Below are 14487 nucleotides of genomic sequence, written 5' to 3' on the forward strand. Positions count from 1 at the left end.
TCTGAAAAAGGGGAATGAATGGCTATTTTAGTGACCGGCGGCGCCGGATACATTGGTTCGCATACTGTACTTACCTTGCTGGAACGCAACGAAGAAGTTGTGGTGCTGGATAATCTGGTTAACGCCTCTGCGGTTTCACTGCAGCGCGTGGCCGAGATCACAGGAAAGCAGGCAACCTTTTATCCCAATGACGTCATGGATCGAGCGGCACTGAAACACATTTTTGCCGAGCACAACATCACTTCGGTGATCCATTTTGCCGGCCTGAAGTCAGTGGGTGAATCCTCCGTCAAACCGCTGGAATATTATCTGAACAACCTCAGCGGCACGCTGGTTCTGCTAGACGAAATGCGTCAGGCCGGGGTACACCAGTTTATTTTCAGTTCATCCGCAACAGTTTATGGCACGCCGGAGCAGGTACCGTTACGTGAAACTTCACGCATCGGTGGCACCACCAACCCTTATGGCACATCCAAATTGATGGTAGAGCAGATCCTCCAGGACTTTGCCAAGGCCGAGCCAACGTTCTCGATCACTATCCTGCGTTATTTTAACCCGGTTGGGGCACATGAATCAGGTTTGATCGGCGAAGACCCCAACGGGATCCCCAACAACCTGATGCCCTACGTGGCACAGGTCGCCATCGGCAAACTAGAAAAATTAGCCGTGTTTGGTGATGACTACCCAACGCCCGACGGCACCGGTGTACGCGACTACATCCACGTCATGGATCTGGCTGAAGGTCACCTCAAAGCACTCGACCACATCACTGATAGCAAAGGAGTGGTAGTTTACAATCTGGGAACCGGGGTAGGTTATTCGGTACTGCAGATGCTGCATGCCTTTGAACAGGCCTCTGGTCGTCAGGTAGCTTATCAGGTGACACCACGCCGCCCTGGTGATATTGCTGAATGCTGGGCGGATGCCTCACTGGCTGAAAAAAAGCTGGGTTGGAAAGCACAACGCGGCTTGGAAGAAATTATGAGAGATGCGTGGAACTGGCAGAAAAATAACCCACAAGGTTACACACAGTAGATGCTGGGCTTAAAAGAGAGAGAGCGTGCATGCACGCTCTTTTGTTAAGTGTCAGACAGCAAGCATACATATCACTCGGTCATAAACCTCAGCGACAGTAATAGCCTTCAACGGTGCTTCCCTATCGGTAATCCTCGGATCGCTTAACGGCAAATAGATGTATTCATGCAAGTCACGATCCTGATAGGGCCCGCTGCGACGTGGATCTTCTGTGACAAACAGGCTTAATGTCGGCACGCGCATTGAAATAGCCAAATGGAATGGCCCGGTATCGCCAGTCACCAATAAATCCATTGAAGCTATTACACCCAATAATTTCGGCAACGTGGTTTGCCCGACAAAGCTAGTGATCCTCCCCACACAAGCACCACTCACTCTTTGCATTAACGCAGCAGCCAATGGAATTTCCGGTTCTGAACCAATCAACACAATTTCAATCCTGTCGTCTTTGGCCAGTAATTTCTGCGCGAGTGCAGCATAGTACTCCGGTGGCCAACAACGTACCCGTGTTGAAGCCCCTAACTGGAACCCCACGCGTATCTTTCCTGCCTGCTTAGGGTGCCGTTCATAACTGCAAGGCAACGCCATTGCAGTATTATCAGTCTGTGCCCCCAGAGCCTCCACCAACTTCATTTTGCGCGCAATAACGTGCTCATCAAAGAAATCCAATCCGAACGCCAGCCAGCGGGCCATTTTGCCAACAGGTTTAGCGTAGTTATCACGCACAATATATTGACACCCCGCCATAGCGGCACTGACGATATCATAGGGCAAATGGGAGTGTAGCAAGACCGCCAACTGGGGTTTACGCTGTTTGGCCTGTTTCACCAAAGTGAGCATGTCATTGACTTTGTTCCCCCAAAACAGCACATCATCATAGAAATCACGTGTGGTCAGCAAATGCTTATATTTCGGATGTGCCACCAAGGTAATCCGCGCCTGGGGATAACGCTGACGAATGGCCCGAAGCGCCGGCGAGTTGAACATATAATCGCCAAGAGCCGTCGTAGAATAAACCAAAATGCTGTCAAACTCCTCCGTAGCCAAGGCTTGCTTTTTTTCTTGCGTGCTTTTTGCCCGGCGGAAAAACAAGCTGAGAATAAAATCACACAACCCTATTTTAAATTTCTTTTTCTCTCTCATTTTATATTGATTTTATCCTGATAATATTCAGCCAGAGTTTTACCTACGGTCAGGCTGTGCAGCCAATCAAACAGTTGCTCCAACTCACGGTATAACCCCTCAATATCTTGTTGCGTCTTAAATGTTGGACTGCCTCCCGGCATAAACTCGGAGGAGTGCAGCATAAATTCGACGTAATCGTGCCCCTGTGCCAGAGAGCGTTCGACCACCAGCTTCATCTTGTCCAGATTGTTACCGGAGGGACGCAGCCAATGCACCGAGGGAGAACGCTTTTTACCCCTCAGGCTGTCATAGCCCTGCTTCACCGCATTCATCAGCGCCGAATGTTTATACTGAATGCTCATTGGCACTTCCAACAGCGTGGAATTACCGGGTTGGGCGATATTGGCCGGATCGATAAAATAGGCCTGCGAGGGGAAATGGCGATAGTCGGTCCCGCCGTTGCCCTGCGGATTGCCGGGCGAATATTGCCAGTTAACGCGCGGAGTGACGGAACAATCGACCTGATAGCCATATTCCAGCAGCAATGAGGCATAAAACTCATTAAACGCCCAGCGCCCGGCACGGTGGCTGAGCATCTTGGTCTGGAAGGTATCTTCCAGCAGCTTGGTCATATGATCGACCTTGGCGCGAATTTGGTCGGCCGGGTATTCGATCAGATAGGGTTTATGTCGCCAGTCATCATCGGTGAGCGGCGTCAGCGGTGGGCTGTTCCAGGCGTGCAGGTGCATTCCCACTTCGCCGGTGCCGCGTGCTATCACGTCGCGGGCAAATTCAACGTACTGTGTATCCACCGCCATTTCATAGTTGGTCAGATAAACCGGCTTGCAGGCATATTTTTCACACAGCGCCTGAAAGCGCGGCAAAAAACGCGTGTTCTCGGTCGAAATGCGGTCGTGGTTTTGCCACAGATTATCGCCTTCGGTATCAATCGTGATAAGAAACGCCGGTTTAGTCATACATTGGGAACCTGATAGTCACAGATTTACATTATGTTACGCAGCCCCATTCCTCAGGGCAAACGACTTTATCGCCTCGTTTGGACAACATTGAGCCGTAATTGTCACCCTATGCCACTATTTTTTTCTGCACAGGCAAGAAAACCGAGCAACAGTAGCCACATGCAGTCGGGTCATTTAGAATCAAAGATTGGTTTCCCTGAAAGCGACTGACTATGAACGACGCGCCAGCCCCTGTTTCTGCCACGCCCATACAGCGTATTCTGATCGTCAAGCTGCGCCATCATGGCGATATGCTGCTGACCACTCCGGTCATCAATACGCTGCGGCAGAGCTATCCCGATGCTCAAATCGACATCCTGCTGTACAAAGAAACGCAGGAGATGTTGGCGAGCAACCCGGCGCTGTCACAAATCTTTGTCATCGATCGCCAGTGGAAAAAACAGGGCACCAAGGCACACTTGGGCCACGAACTGCATCTGATCCGTCAGTTGCAGGCACAACGCTACGATCTGGTGGTCAACCTGGCCGATCAGTGGCGCAGCGCGTTGATTACTCGCCTCACCGGTGCGCGCATTCGTCTGGGGTTCGATTTCCCCAAGCGCCGTGGCTTCCTGTGGCGCTATTGCCACACTCAGTTGGTGCCGGTAGCCGGGCACGAGCATCTGCATACCGTTGAACAAAACCTCTCGCTGCTGCAACCGCTGGGTTTACCTGAGCAAAACCAGCAGGTCACCATGAGCTACAGCCCACAAGATTGGCAGGCCAGCCACCAGCTTTTGCAACAAAATGGCGTCACCGGTAGCTATATCGTGGTACAACCCACTTCGCGCTGGTTCTTTAAATGCTGGAGCGAAGAAAAAATGGCGGCCACCATCAGCGCATTGCAGGCCGAAGGGCACCAGTTGGTGATCACCTCAGGGCCAGATGCCAAAGAGCAGGACATGGTGGCGCAAATACTGAAACAGTGCCCACAACAAGGGGTGGTTTCTCTGGCCGGGCAGTTGACCCTACGTCAGCTGGCGGCGTTGATCGACCATGCCAAACTGTTTATCGGGGTAGATTCAGTCCCCATGCATATGGCGGCGGCATTACAGACGCCCTGCGTGGCGCTGTTCGGGCCATCCAAGCTGGTATTCTGGCGCCCCTGGCAGGTTATCGGCCAGGTGATTTGGGCCGGGGACTACGGCAGCCTGCCGGACCCGGATGCCATCAATACCGGCACCGATGAGCGCTACCTGGACCTTATTCCTACAGACGTGGTGATTGCAGCCGCGCGGAGCACGCTTGCATGAAAGCATTTCGCCTGGCGATTGTCCGCCAAAAATACCGCCCGGACGGCGGGGCAGAACGTTTCGTTTCCCGTGCCCTGGAGGCGCTGGAACAACAAGATCTGGATCTGAACGTCATCACCCGCGAATGGCAGGGGGACGTTAACCCGAACTGGCACATCCACCTGTGCAACCCGATGAAGTTCGGGCGCATCAGCCGCGAACGCGGTTTTGCCGAAGCAGCTCGAGCCCTGTGGCAGAAAGAGAGCTTCGATCTGGTACAAAGCCATGAACGCATCCCCGGCTGTGATATCTATCGCGCCGGTGACGGCGTCCATCGCCGCTGGCTGCTGCAACGGGCACGCCTGTTGCCGGAGTGGCGGCGCAAATGGCTGTTCTCCAACCGCTATCACCGCTATGTGATGTGTGCCGAACGCGCCATGTATGCCGCGCCAGAGCTGAAAGCGGTGATCTGCAACGCCGAGATGATCAAACGGGAAATCATCGCCGATTTCGGCGTGCCGGCCGATAAAATCACGGTGATCTACAATGCCATCGACAATCAGAAATTTTTACCGGCGAATGAGCAACAGCGGCAGCAATTGCGGGCGCAATATCAGCTCCCGCAGCAGGCGCACTGCCTGATCTTTGTCGGTTCGGGCTTTGAACGTAAAGGGCTGGCAGCCGCAATTCGCGCCGTAGCCGCCACCGACAGCTACCTGTTGGTAGTGGGTAAAGATAAAGCAGAAAAGCGTTACCGCTCACTGGCGCAAAAGCTGGGTTGTGGCGATCGGGTGCGTTTCATGGGCGTGCAGAAACAGACGTTGCCGTTCTATCAGGCCGCCGACGCCCTGTTGCTGCCAACCTTGTACGATCCGTTCCCCAATGTGATTTTGGAAGCCATGTCATGCGGACTCCCGGTGATCACCAGCACCACTTGCGGTGGCGCTGAGTTCATCACTCCTGGGCAAAACGGCTTTGTCTGTGATGCGCTGGACGTCAGTGCCCTCACCGATGCTATCGTTGCACTGCCACGGCAAGCCTTGGGTTCGAGCATGGGAGAGGCGGCGCGCCGATATATTTTACCTCACACTCCAGCCCATCTGTCTCAACAATTGATCGATCTCTACCAGAGGTTACTGCCGGAATGAAACAACACATCCTGTTCATTATCGACGGCCTGCCCGGCGGTGGTGCAGAAAACGTCACATTAGCGCTGGCCAAAGGGATTAGCAAACGTGGCTATCACGTAACGCTATTCTCCTTAAGCAAACGGCGAGATTATGAAATTCCAGTCGGGATCGACTATGTTGTTGATCATGATAATAATCAGGGACCACTGCGTAAGTTTACTGAGTTGAGCCGGCGCGCCGCTTCGCTTGACCAGCAGTTATCTATCCTATTTACCAAGGCGGGCCTCCCTATTTTGGTCATCTCCAACTTGCATAAAACCGATCGCATTGTGGTGCGATCTAAAATGCTGCAGTCGTGCAATGTGTGGCATTGCGTCCATGGCATGCTCTCGCGCTCTTATTTGGGTAACAAGACAGGTCTGCGTCGTTTCATAAAACAGCGGAAAATGCAACGGGTGTACAAAAACCGTCAAATAATAGCTGTCTCAGATGCGGTAGGTAGCGATTTGGTGCGGAAACTTGGGATTAAGCCTGCACAACTGGTCACCATTTATAACCCGTTCGATATTTCTGAAATCGTGCAGCACGCCAATAAAGATAATCCGTTTGCAGGTGAAGATTATATACTGCACGTAGGACGTTTCCATCAAGTGAAACGCCACGATCGCTTGCTAGAAGCCTTTGCCATCGCCAAACTCCCCTGCAAGCTGGTGCTAGTCGGCCAAGGGGAGGAAGAGATTAAGATGGCGATCCAGCAAAAAATTACCACGCTAAATCTCCAAGACAAGGTAATCCTGGCAGGGTTCTACCAGAACCCATTGCCAATCATCAAAGAGGCACGCATAGTTGCTCTCAGTTCTGATAGTGAAGGTTTGCCCACGGTGTTGATTGAAGCTTTGATCTGCCACACCCCAATCGTCAGTACACGTTGCCCAGGCGGCGTAGCCGAAATTATGACAGGGGAATTGGCGGCCTATATGGCTGAAATGAACCCTGACTCTTTGGCAGAAAAATTACGACTTGCATGGAACAAGCCACCGATTATTACTGCAGAAACGTACCGTAAATTCGATAGAGATAATATTTTAGATAAATATATTTCACTTATTTAATAATAAAAATCAGTAACCTGCCGACATGATATGTCGGCAGACAAATAATATTACCGGTCCAATATTTTTATTTTTTCCCATACATCATCAACCGAGACATCAATACAGTCGCCACTCGTTGTCTGCAATATATGGTACTTTCCAGACCACGGATGCCAAAGCTCCTGATTGGTATCGCCAAAGAATACCACCATGCTTTTATTCAGTGCCGCGGCCAGATGCATCTGGCCACCGTCGCTGCACAGCACCCTGTCGCATAGCTCGAAACCGGCCAACAGTTCGCGTACCGATGCCGTTGGGTAAAGCGCTACTCTTTCATTCTGGCAGCCAGCCAATAGCTGCTCCGCTCGCTTTTGATCGCCGATATCATCAGGCGTCAGCGTCCCCTGCGGTGACCAGAAGATCAGCACGCCGGTGGTAGGATCGGCAACCAGACGGTTGATGATTTCGGCATAGCGCTCAATGGGCCAGCGCCGTTTCGGGCTGCGGCTGCTGATATGCACGGCAAACACCCGCTCAACCGGGGGCAACAGGCTCTGCAAACGTTGCTGCGCTTGCTGCTGTTCTTCCGCAGTGAGGAAAACCTTCACCGGAGGAATGGCAATGGAGCGATCGGTGATGGCGGACAGGTAGCTGAACGTGTGTTCCACCTGATGCTTGCCGTGAAAATCTGCCGCGCGGAAAGGGTGATGAATTTCACTGGAACCAAGATCTGCGCCGATAATATTTTTAACCCCGGCCATTTTTGCCAAACGCAGGCTATATTTGCACGGCACCGGGTTAGCCAGAATAGCCGCATCAAACTTTATTTTTCTCAGCTGTAAAAATATCATCAGCCGCTCAAAATATACCCCAAGGGTGGTCTCATTCTTGGCCTTGTGTTTGGCCTTCTTATAAACAAACACCTTGGTGAGATGCGGGTTATTTTTCACCACATCCTGGCTGACTTTATTGATAAGCAGATAGAGGTTGGCGTCAGGGTAAGCGGTTTTCACCCCTTCAATCAGCGGGGTGGTACACACGAGATCGCCAATATTGTCGCGGCGGATAATTAAAATATTCTTCATTACAAACCTATCGGCGACATCTCTCGCCTGTTGTCCCAACCTGACACCGAGCCACCAAGTTAGCGCCTTTCCCTTCCGGTTATGGTACTATTCTGGATAACCCATATAAATGAAATTGATAGAATGCTGCTCCGTTTATATCAGGTACTACTCTACCTTATCCAACCCCTGATCTGGCTCCGCTTACTGCTGCGCAGCCGCAAAGCACCAGCCTACCGTAAACGCTGGGCGGAACGCTATGGTTTCTGCGCCGGGAAAGTAGTATCGGGCGGCATTATGCTGCATTCCGTTTCCGTTGGCGAAACCCTGGCGGCGATCCCTCTGGTTCGCGCCCTGCGCCATCGTTACCCTTACCTGCCGATTACTGTGACCACAATGACGCCAACGGGTTCCGAACGGGTGCAGTCCGCTTTCGGTAAAGATGTGCATCATGTCTACCTGCCTTACGATCTGCCGGGTTCGATGCGCCGTTTCCTCGACCAGGTGGATCCCAAGCTGGTGATCATCATGGAAACCGAGCTGTGGCCCAACCTGATTAACGCCCTGCATCAGCGCCAAATCCCGCTGGTGATCGCCAACGCGCGCCTTTCCGCCCGTTCAGCAGCTGGCTACAAGAAAATCGGCGGTTTTATCCGTGATATCCTGCGCCGCATCACCCTGATCGCTGCACAAAATCAGGAAGACGGCGAGCGCTTTATCGAACTGGGCCTGAAGCGTTCACAGCTGACCGTCACCGGCAGCCTGAAGTTCGATATCTCCGTAACGCCAGAGCTGGCGGCCAGAGCCATTACGCTACGCCGCCAATGGGCACCACGCCGCCCGGTGTGGATTGCCACCAGCACTCACGAAGGTGAAGAAACCATTCTGCTGGAAGCCCACCGCCGGTTGCTGGAAAAGCACCCCGACCTATTACTTATCCTGGTGCCGCGCCACCCGGAGCGCTTCCCAACCGCCAAAGAGCTGACGCAAAAAGCGGGCTTCAGCTACACCACCCGCAGCAGCGGCGAAATCCCTTCCGGCAGCACGCAGGTCGTGATTGGCGATACCATGGGCGAACTGATGCTGCTGTACGGCATTGCCGATCTGGCCTTCGTTGGTGGCAGCCTGGTTGAACGCGGGGGGCATAACCCCCTGGAAGCGGCAGCCCATGCCATTCCGGTGCTGATGGGCCCACATACCTTCAACTTCAAAGATATCTGCGCCAAACTCTCCGAAGCAGGCGGGATGATCACCATCAGTGATGTCGACTCCTTGGTGAAAGAAATAGAAACGCTGCTGACCGATGAAGATTATCGCCGCTATTACGGCCGCCACGCGGTTGAAGTGCTGTATCAGAACCAAGGGGCGTTGCAACGCCTGCTGCAGCTGTTGGAGCCACACCTGCCGCCACGGAGCCACTGAATGAGCCACCGTAACAGCCTTTCGGTAGTGATGATCGCCAAAAACGAAGCCGAGTTGCTGAGCGAGTGCCTGCAATCGGTCGCCTGGGCTGATGAAATCATCGTGCTAGATTCCGGCAGTACCGACGGTTCCATCGCTTTGGCGGAAAGTCTGGGTGCCAAGGTGTTTACCCATACCGACTGGCAAGGCTTCGGCAAGCAGCGGCAGAAGGCGCAAAGCTACGCTACCCAGGATTACGTGCTGATGATCGACGCCGACGAGCGCGTCACGCCAGAATTGCGCCACTCCATCGAGCAGGTATTAGCCAACGCCGACGATAACGTCGTCTACAGCCTGGGCCGCCGTAACCTGTTTCTTGGCCGCTTTATGCGCCACAGCGGCTGGTATCCCGATCGGGTCAACCGGCTGTATGCCAATCAGCGCTATCGCTATAACGACGACCTGGTCCATGAATCCCTCAACACCGGCGGTGCAAAAGTCGTACCGCTGCAAGGCGATCTGCTGCACCTGACCTGCCGTGACTTTTTTGCCTTCCAGCGCAAACAGCTGCACTACGCCGAGCAATGGGCAATCCAACGCCACCAGGCCGGTAAGCGTTGCGGTTATCTGTCGATCCTCACCCACACGCTAGGGGCGTTCTGCAAAACCTGGCTGCTGCGGGCCGGTTTCCTCGACGGCAAACAGGGCTTGCTGTTAGCCGTGGTCAACGCGCAATATACCTTCAATAAATATGCCGCACTGTGGGCATTGGGCCGCAACTATTCAGAGAAGTAAACCATGAGCAGCAAAGCCATCTACCCAGGTACCTTCGATCCACTGACCAACGGCCATCTGGATCTGGTCACCCGCGCCTCACTGATGTTTGATCACGTGATCCTGGCCATTGCCGCCAGCTCGAGCAAAAAACCGCTGTTTTCGCTGGAAGAACGCGTTACCTTGGCCACGCAGGTGACCTCTCATCTGGATAACGTCGAGGTGCTGGGGTTCAGCGAGTTGATGGCGCACTTCGCCGCCCATCAGAACGCCAATATTCTGATACGCGGCCTGCGTGCGGTGTCCGACTTTGAATATGAATTGCAGCTGGCGAACATGAACCGCCATCTGATGCCAACGTTGGAAAGCGTGTTTCTGATGCCTTCCGAGCAGTGGTCATTTATCTCTTCTTCCTTGGTGAAGGAAGTGGCACGTCATGGCGGCGACATCGCACCGTTCTTGCCGGATGTCGTCACCAAAGCGCTGATGGAAAAGCTCGCCGCGCAGTAATCAATGCTGGCAGCGGCGGCAGAAGAAGGTGCTGCGCTGCCCGTGTTTGGCGCTCTCAATCGATGTGCCACAGGCACGGCAGGGTTCACCTGCCCGGCCATAGACCTGCAGTTCCTGCGCAAAATACCCCGGCTTACCGTCCGACTGCAGGAAGTCACGCAGCGTTGTTCCCCCTTGTTCAATTGAACGCAGCAACACCGCCTTGATCGTTTCGGCCAACAGATCCGCCTGCGCCTTGGTCAAGGATCCCGCCTGACGATCCGGCAGGATCCCGGCGGTAAACAGCGATTCGCTGGCATAGATATTCCCCACGCCAACCACCAGCTTGTTATCCATCAACCAAGGCTTGATCAGCGTACGCTTATTACGGGATTTCTCGTACAGGTAGGTGCCATTGAACTCTTCACCCAGCGGTTCTGGGCCAAGATGAGCCAATACGTTGCTGGCGGCCAGATCGTCACACCATAGCCAGGCACCAAAGCGGCGCGGGTCGGTGTAGCGCAGGATAAAACCGTTGCTCATCACCAGATCGACGTGGTCATGCTTACCTGGCTCGGTTTCCTCTGCCAGCATACGTAAGCTGCCAGACATCCCCAGATGCACGATAATCCAGCCGTGGTCCAACTCGATCAGCAGATACTTGGCACGGCGCTGTACGCTGCGCACCGGCCGATCGCTCAGCGCCAGGATCTGCTCGGAGACCGGCCAACGCAGGCGAGCGTTACGCACCACCGCATACTGGATGTTGTGGCCAACCAGGTAAGGCTCAATGCCACGGCGGCTGGTTTCGACTTCTGGTAATTCAGGCATGACTGGCTCCCTCTCTGCGTTTTTCTACCCTTTATAAATGAAAAAACCCGGCCGAGGCCGGGTTTTCATTAATCCACTAAAATTATTTAATTTTAGCTTCTTTGTAGATCACGTGTTGACGGACAACTGGATCGAATTTCTTCAGTTCCAATTTTTCCGGCTTAGTACGCTTGTTCTTCGTGGTGGTATAGAAGTGACCAGTACCAGCAGAAGAAACCAGCTTGATCTTCTCGCGAACACCTTTAGCCATGATGCAGTTCCTTAATACTTCTCACCACGGGCACGCAGATCGGCCAAGACCGTCTCAATACCCTTCTTATCGATAACACGCATACCTTTAGCAGATACACGCAGAGTTACAAAGCGCTTCTCAGCCTCAACCCAAAAACGGTGTGAGTGCAGGTTAGGCAGAAAACGGCGTTTGGTCGCGTTCATTGCGTGGGAACGGTTGTTACCGCTCACCGGGCGCTTGCCAGTAACTTGGCAGACTCGTGACATGTCTTATTCTCCAAAAATCAAATCAGCTCGAGCTTCGTATAGGGTATGGCCGCCTCGTCAGGCTTTTAGAGCCCATCTCAGCAAACTTCATACTGAGGAGACTCTCGTCATCAGGTCAGAAACCTCACATCAGGTTGGAAACCTGCTGAGATAGGCTCTTAACGCCAAACCCAAGATTCTCAAAGGTGGCGTAGTATACGCTCTGAAGCGTAAGTGCTCAAGTCCCGAACAGCTAAAGATCCCTCAAGGATCGCGAAAAAGTTGTTTATAGCCATCCGCGCTCGGCAAAAGAGACGCATTCACCCCGGCCTATCACCAAATGATCGAGCACTCGGATCTCCAATAACTGGCAAGCATTTACCACTTGCTCGGTTATCAAACGGTCGGCGTGACTGGGTTCAGCCTTACCCGAAGGATGATTATGCGCCAGAATGAGGGCTGCTGCATTAGCCTTCAAAGCCGCACGCACAATTTCTCTTGGGTGGACAACGACGCTGTTGATGGTACCAGCAAACATCTCCTGATGGCGAATAACCCGGTGCTGATTGTCTAAAAACAACACTAAAAACACCTCTCGCTCATGGTGAGCCAGCAAACTGTGCAGGTAATGCTGGGTAATTTTCGGATTCAGCAGCGCGTTTTCCAGCAAATGGGGGCCGGAAAACAGCCTGAAAGCTAATTCAGAAATTGCCTGCAGCTGTGCATAGGTGGCAATCCCCAACCCTTTCTGACTATGAAATTGTTCGTAGTCCGCCGAAACCAGGTGATACAGCGAACCAAAGTGCGCCAGCAACTGTTCGGCGCGCTGTGAGACGTGAACCCCAGGTAGCCCGGTTCGCAAGAAAATTGCCAACAGCTCCATATCGGAGAGCGCCGCTGCGCCATCACGCATCAATTTTTCCCTGGGCGCCAAAGCCCCAGACCATAACGACATATCCTGATTGCTCATTGCCACCTCCCTGCCTGCTACAGCAGCATGTCACGGGGAATTTCATCGTGCGACAGGTGATTGATAATATTGCGAAGTGTTACGAAAACCCGCATGTAACTGGCTGCATACACAGCAGAATCGCTCCACCTGGCGGCGGTTATGCTAAAATGTCCGCCTCTTTCGGATTTCAATCGGACAATCATGATGACGGGACTTTCCGGCAAACATATTGTGCTTGGCATCAGTGGCGGTATTGCCGCTTACAAATGCCCTGAGCTGGTGCGCCGCCTGCGCGACAGAGGCGCCGAGGTAAGAGTGGTAATGACCAGCGCTGCCAAAGCCTTCATTACCCCACTGACGCTGCAGGCCGTTTCCGGCTATCCGGTTTTCGACGATCTGCTGGATCCCGCAGCAGAAGCCGCCATGGGCCATATTGAATTGGGCAAATGGGCCGATCTGGTGATCCTGGCCCCGGCCACCGCCGATCTGCTGGCCCGCGTTGCTGCCGGCATGGCCAACGATCTGCTAACCACGGTCTGCCTGGCTACCGCTGCCCCGATCGCGGCAGCACCGGCCATGAACCAACAGATGTACCGTGCTGCTGCCACCCAGGCCAATCTACAGACCCTACAAGGGCGTGGTGTGCTGCTGTGGGGACCAGACAGCGGTAGCCAGGCCTGTGGTGATATCGGGCCTGGCCGCATGCTGGATCCGTTGGCGATAGTGGAGCTGGCTAACGCTCATTTCTCTGCACCGCAGGATCTGCAACATTTAAAGATTATGATCACCGCGGGCCCCACCCGTGAGGCACTGGATCCGGTGCGTTTCGTCAGCAACCACAGCTCCGGCAAAATGGGTTTTGCTATCGCCAAGGCCGCCGCCGCTCGCGGTGCGCAAGTCACGTTGGTCGCCGGGCCGGTCAGCCTGCCTACACCGCCTTGGGTAACCCGTGTGGATGTCGTCAGCGCGCTGGAAATGGAGCAAGCGGTACAACAACACGCCGCGCAGCAGAACATCTTTATCTCCTGCGCTGCCGTGGCGGATTACCGGGCAGAACAGATTGCCGATGAGAAAATCAAAAAGCAGGGTGATGAAATCATCCTCAAGATGATCAAGAATCCGGATATTGTCGCGGGCGTTGCCGCGATGAGCAAAAATCGTCCCTTTGTCGTCGGGTTTGCGGCTGAAACCCAGAATGTGGAAGAATATGCGCGACAAAAACTACTGCGTAAAAAACTGGATTTAATCTGCGCCAACGATGTATCGCTTGCAGAGCACGGTTTTAACAGTGATACCAATGCCCTGCATCTTTTTTGGCAGGATGGAGACAAGCGCCTGCCGCATAGCGACAAGGCACTCCTTGGCCAACGTTTACTAGACGAGATAGTCAGCCGTTATGATGAAAAAAATCGACGTTAAGATCCTTGACCCACGTATCGGTCAAGATTTCCCACTGCCGACCTATGCCACCCCAGGCTCTGCCGGGCTTGATCTGCGCGCCTGTCTGGACAGCGCGGTTGAGTTGGCACCAGGCGAAACCACCCTGCTGCCTACCGGCCTGGCTATCCACATCGCCGATACCGGTCTAGCTGCAGTGATCCTGCCGCGCTCCGGTCTGGGCCATAAGCACGGCATCGTGCTGGGTAACCTGGTTGGCCTGATCGACTCCGATTATCAGGGCCAGCTGATGGTGTCCGTATGGAACCGTGGCCAGAAATCCTTCACTATCGAGCCAGGTGAACGCATCGCACAGATGGTATTTGTGCCGGTAGTGCAAGCCGAGTTTAATCTGGTGGAAGAGTTCGATAGCAGCGAACGGGGTACCGGTGGTTTTGGCCACTCTGGTCGCCAATAGAACCTGCCC

General features: G+C 53.6%; 16 protein-coding genes. 9 read left to right on the top strand and 7 right to left on the bottom strand.

What is annotated here, in order from left to right; all coding sequences use genetic code 11:
• Nucleotides 1–18: 18 nt before the first annotated feature.
• The gene (galE, locus tag WN53_RS07275; RefSeq protein WP_024482913.1) at nucleotides 19–1035 is read left to right on the top strand and encodes a UDP-glucose 4-epimerase GalE; all 1017 of its coding nucleotides are present in this window, start codon (nucleotides 19–21) and stop codon (nucleotides 1033–1035) included.
• A gap of 51 nt (nucleotides 1036–1086) precedes the next feature.
• Here the strand turns inward: galE and WN53_RS07280 are convergent, their stop codons facing one another.
• Nucleotides 1087–2178, bottom strand: coding sequence for a glycosyltransferase family 9 protein (locus WN53_RS07280; RefSeq protein ID WP_024482914.1), 1092 nt, complete (start codon nucleotides 2176–2178; stop codon nucleotides 1087–1089).
• A complete protein-coding gene (locus WN53_RS07285) occupies nucleotides 2175–3137 on the bottom strand; it encodes a polysaccharide deacetylase family protein (RefSeq protein ID WP_024482915.1) in 963 nt (320 codons plus the stop codon). Before WN53_RS07285 ends, WN53_RS07280 begins: the two co-directional genes overlap by 4 nt.
• 215 nt (nucleotides 3138–3352) lie before the next feature.
• Between WN53_RS07285 and rfaQ the strand changes: the two genes are divergently transcribed.
• Genes rfaQ through WN53_RS07300 form a run of 3 tightly spaced genes read left to right on the top strand, consistent with a single transcriptional unit; the run spans nucleotide 3353 to nucleotide 6653 of the window.
• Nucleotides 3353–4432 carry a putative lipopolysaccharide heptosyltransferase III gene (gene rfaQ / locus WN53_RS07290; protein WP_024482916.1) on the top strand — a complete coding sequence of 360 codons (1080 nt, stop codon included), beginning with the start codon at nucleotides 3353–3355 and terminating at the stop codon, nucleotides 4430–4432.
• Nucleotides 4429–5559 (top strand): glycosyltransferase family 4 protein, encoded by a 1131-nt coding sequence (locus tag WN53_RS07295; RefSeq protein ID WP_024482917.1) that lies wholly within the window; start codon nucleotides 4429–4431, stop codon nucleotides 5557–5559. The genes rfaQ and WN53_RS07295 overlap by 4 nt, the downstream gene beginning before the upstream one ends.
• On the top strand, nucleotides 5556–6653 hold the full coding sequence (locus WN53_RS07300; RefSeq protein WP_024482918.1) for a glycosyltransferase: 1098 nt from the start codon (nucleotides 5556–5558) through the stop codon (nucleotides 6651–6653). The genes WN53_RS07295 and WN53_RS07300 overlap by 4 nt, the downstream gene beginning before the upstream one ends.
• Nucleotides 6654–6703: 50 nt before the next feature.
• Here the strand turns inward: WN53_RS07300 and WN53_RS07305 are convergent, their stop codons facing one another.
• Complete coding sequence (locus tag WN53_RS07305) at nucleotides 6704–7720, bottom strand: glycosyltransferase family 9 protein (protein WP_046808036.1); 1017 nt, start codon at nucleotides 7718–7720, stop codon at nucleotides 6704–6706.
• Between the two features lie 123 nt (nucleotides 7721–7843).
• Between WN53_RS07305 and waaA the strand changes: the two genes are divergently transcribed.
• The 3 genes from waaA to coaD are packed head-to-tail and all read left to right on the top strand — an operon-like array spanning nucleotide 7844 to nucleotide 10384.
• Nucleotides 7844–9121, top strand: coding sequence for a lipid IV(A) 3-deoxy-D-manno-octulosonic acid transferase (gene waaA / locus WN53_RS07310; RefSeq protein WP_024482919.1), 1278 nt, complete (start codon nucleotides 7844–7846; stop codon nucleotides 9119–9121).
• Complete coding sequence (locus WN53_RS07315; protein ID WP_024482920.1) at nucleotides 9122–9895, top strand: glycosyltransferase family 2 protein; 774 nt, start codon at nucleotides 9122–9124, stop codon at nucleotides 9893–9895. It begins immediately after the preceding gene.
• Between the two features lie 3 nt (nucleotides 9896–9898).
• Nucleotides 9899–10384, top strand: coding sequence for a pantetheine-phosphate adenylyltransferase (gene coaD / locus WN53_RS07320; protein WP_024482921.1), 486 nt, complete (start codon nucleotides 9899–9901; stop codon nucleotides 10382–10384).
• Here coaD and mutM read toward each other — a convergent pair whose 3' ends face one another.
• The 4 genes from mutM to radC form a co-directional block, all read right to left on the bottom strand.
• On the bottom strand, nucleotides 10385–11194 hold the full coding sequence (mutM, locus tag WN53_RS07325; protein ID WP_024482922.1) for a bifunctional DNA-formamidopyrimidine glycosylase/DNA-(apurinic or apyrimidinic site) lyase: 810 nt from the start codon (nucleotides 11192–11194) through the stop codon (nucleotides 10385–10387).
• Nucleotides 11195–11276: 82 nt separating this feature from the next.
• On the bottom strand, nucleotides 11277–11444 hold the full coding sequence (gene rpmG, locus WN53_RS07330; protein WP_004392084.1) for a 50S ribosomal protein L33: 168 nt from the start codon (nucleotides 11442–11444) through the stop codon (nucleotides 11277–11279).
• A gap of 11 nt (nucleotides 11445–11455) precedes the next feature.
• Nucleotides 11456–11692, bottom strand: coding sequence for a 50S ribosomal protein L28 (gene rpmB / locus WN53_RS07335; protein WP_004931195.1), 237 nt, complete (start codon nucleotides 11690–11692; stop codon nucleotides 11456–11458).
• 265 nt (nucleotides 11693–11957) lie between these two features.
• Nucleotides 11958–12641 (bottom strand): RadC family protein, encoded by a 684-nt coding sequence (radC, locus tag WN53_RS07340; RefSeq protein ID WP_024482923.1) that lies wholly within the window; start codon nucleotides 12639–12641, stop codon nucleotides 11958–11960.
• A 183-nt stretch (nucleotides 12642–12824) separates the two neighbouring features.
• Between radC and coaBC the strand changes: the two genes are divergently transcribed.
• Nucleotides 12825–14042, top strand: coding sequence for a bifunctional phosphopantothenoylcysteine decarboxylase/phosphopantothenate--cysteine ligase CoaBC (coaBC, locus tag WN53_RS07345; protein WP_024482924.1), 1218 nt, complete (start codon nucleotides 12825–12827; stop codon nucleotides 14040–14042).
• Complete coding sequence (gene dut / locus WN53_RS07350) at nucleotides 14020–14478, top strand: dUTP diphosphatase (protein ID WP_037411293.1); 459 nt, start codon at nucleotides 14020–14022, stop codon at nucleotides 14476–14478. Before coaBC ends, dut begins: the two co-directional genes overlap by 23 nt.
• Nucleotides 14479–14487: the final 9 nt, after the last annotated feature.

Source organism: Serratia fonticola (genome assembly GCF_001006005.1).
Taxonomy (GTDB): Bacteria; Pseudomonadota; Gammaproteobacteria; order Enterobacterales; family Enterobacteriaceae; genus Chania; species Chania fonticola.

Coding starts and splice junctions, on each gene's coding strand:
- galE (WP_024482913.1), top strand. CDS start 19: ATGGCTATTTTAGTGACCGGCGGCGCCGGATACATTGGTTCGCATACT.
- WN53_RS07280 (WP_024482914.1), bottom strand. CDS start 2,178: ATGAGAGAGAAAAAGAAATTTAAAATAGGGTTGTGTGATTTTATTCTC.
- WN53_RS07285 (WP_024482915.1), bottom strand. CDS start 3,137: ATGACTAAACCGGCGTTTCTTATCACGATTGATACCGAAGGCGATAAT.
- rfaQ (WP_024482916.1), top strand. CDS start 3,353: ATGAACGACGCGCCAGCCCCTGTTTCTGCCACGCCCATACAGCGTATT.
- WN53_RS07295 (WP_024482917.1), top strand. CDS start 4,429: ATGAAAGCATTTCGCCTGGCGATTGTCCGCCAAAAATACCGCCCGGAC.
- WN53_RS07300 (WP_024482918.1), top strand. CDS start 5,556: ATGAAACAACACATCCTGTTCATTATCGACGGCCTGCCCGGCGGTGGT.
- WN53_RS07305 (WP_046808036.1), bottom strand. CDS start 7,720: ATGAAGAATATTTTAATTATCCGCCGCGACAATATTGGCGATCTCGTG.
- waaA (WP_024482919.1), top strand. CDS start 7,844: ATGCTGCTCCGTTTATATCAGGTACTACTCTACCTTATCCAACCCCTG.
- WN53_RS07315 (WP_024482920.1), top strand. CDS start 9,122: ATGAGCCACCGTAACAGCCTTTCGGTAGTGATGATCGCCAAAAACGAA.
- coaD (WP_024482921.1), top strand. CDS start 9,899: ATGAGCAGCAAAGCCATCTACCCAGGTACCTTCGATCCACTGACCAAC.
- mutM (WP_024482922.1), bottom strand. CDS start 11,194: ATGCCTGAATTACCAGAAGTCGAAACCAGCCGCCGTGGCATTGAGCCT.
- rpmG (WP_004392084.1), bottom strand. CDS start 11,444: ATGGCTAAAGGTGTTCGCGAGAAGATCAAGCTGGTTTCTTCTGCTGGT.
- rpmB (WP_004931195.1), bottom strand. CDS start 11,692: ATGTCACGAGTCTGCCAAGTTACTGGCAAGCGCCCGGTGAGCGGTAAC.
- radC (WP_024482923.1), bottom strand. CDS start 12,641: ATGAGCAATCAGGATATGTCGTTATGGTCTGGGGCTTTGGCGCCCAGG.
- coaBC (WP_024482924.1), top strand. CDS start 12,825: ATGATGACGGGACTTTCCGGCAAACATATTGTGCTTGGCATCAGTGGC.
- dut (WP_037411293.1), top strand. CDS start 14,020: ATGATGAAAAAAATCGACGTTAAGATCCTTGACCCACGTATCGGTCAA.